This window comes from Symbiobacterium sp. (assembly GCF_040797425.1).
In the GTDB taxonomy this organism is placed as follows: domain Bacteria; phylum Bacillota; class Sulfobacillia; order Symbiobacteriales; family Symbiobacteriaceae; genus Symbiobacterium.
This window is the reverse complement of record NZ_JBFNEH010000133.1, coordinates 1-1433: the sequence shown is the minus strand read 5'-3', so window position 1 is coordinate 1433 and position 1433 is coordinate 1. Positions and strand designations below refer to the sequence as shown.

Annotated in this window: 2 protein-coding genes; both read left to right on the top strand. The window is 66.0% G+C overall.

What is annotated here, in order from left to right:
• Positions 1–898 (top strand): ATP-binding protein (locus AB2385_RS17060; protein WP_367656206.1); only part of this gene is annotated, 898 nt, incomplete at its 5' end.
• A gap of 139 nt (positions 899–1037) precedes the next feature.
• On the top strand, positions 1038–1364 hold the full coding sequence (locus AB2385_RS17055) for a heavy-metal-associated domain-containing protein (protein ID WP_005276120.1): 327 nt from the start codon (positions 1038–1040) through the stop codon (positions 1362–1364).
• Positions 1365–1433: the final 69 nt, after the last annotated feature.

Sequence of the window (1433 nt, the reverse complement as noted above, 5' to 3'; positions counted from 1 at the left end):
GATCAGCGCCCTGCTGGCCAGCCTGTGGTTATCGCGTCGTCTGCGCACCCCCCTGCAGGATCTGACCCGCGCCGCTACCAGCCTGACGGCCGGCAACTCCCGTATCCGCGTGCCCGCCGGAAAAGCAGGCCCCGAGGTCACCACCCTGGCGCATGCCTTCAACACCATGGCCGACCGGCTGGAACACACCGAACAGGTCCGTCGCCAGATGCTCTCTGATCTGGCCCACGAAATGGGCACCCCCTTATCGGTGCTCACGGTCTACCTCGATGGTCTCCAGGACGGAGTCGTGGACTGGAATAATGCCACCCACACGATCATGGCTGACCAACTCACCCGCCTGACCCGGTTGATGGAAGACATCGACGATGTCTCCCGGGCCCAGGAACACCGGATCGATTTGGACCTGGCGGAGGAAGGGCTCGGGGATCTGCTCCATACCGCCGCTGCTGCCGCGGGGGAAGCTTATGCTGACAAAGGCGTCGATTTACAGGTCGAGACCATTACGGACACCGCCCGGGTGCTCGTGGACCGGCAACGCTTCGGCCAGGTGATGAGCAATCTCCTGTCGAACGCGCTACGGCACACCCCGGCCGGCGGGCAGGTCCGGATCAGCGTCCACCGGCAGGGGGCGTCCACCGCGCTCATCCACGTCGCCGATGACGGCGAGGGCATCCCACCTGACCAGCTCGGACACATCTTCGAACGCTTCTACCGGGGGGATGCCGCCCGCAGCCGGGACGACGCCGGGGCCGGTATCGGTCTGACCATCTCCAAGGCATTGATCGAGGCCCACGGCGGCACTCTCACCGCCACCTCCCCCGGACCCGGTCGCGGAGCGGTGTTTGCCCTCCGCCTCCCGCTGTCCCCTCCCGACAGTGAGGAGGCTGCTCGGTGACCACACCCTGCCCCGCGTGAGGGCCGCGCCGCCACCCATTGAAAATATACCCCCGGTGGGTATGCTGAAAATATACCCCCTGGGGGTATACGCTAGAGAGCGGCATCGCCGCACCCCACCGAACCGAAGGAGCTTTCCCATGATCACCTCCCCGCCCCGCCTCTTGCCGATGGCCTCCCACGGCTGCAGCTGTTGCGGACCTGCCTCACGTGCCGACACCGCCTCCATCCCTGCCGCCAGCGACTCGTCAGCAGGAGGGTCCTCCCCTAGCTACCAGGTCACCGGCCTGACCTGCGGGCACTGCGCGAAAAGCGTGACCCAGGCCCTTCAGGCCCTCCCCCAGGTCGACGACGTCCAGATTGATCTCGCTGCTGGTGGTGTTTCCACCGTCACGGTCACCGGTGTCGTACCTCCGGAGATGGTTCGCCGGGCCATCGAGGAGGCCGGCTACACCGTCTTATCCTGATCAGTTTTACCCATCATCTCGACCCCGACCGGGTTCGTGCTGTCCCCGGCCGTGGGCGCGATCTTGATG

What these genes read in the sequence shown, in the direction of transcription:
- AB2385_RS17055 (WP_005276120.1), top strand. Translation starts at nt 1,038, where the DNA reads ATGATCACCTCCCCGCCCCGCCTCTTGCCGATGGCCTCCCACGGCTGC.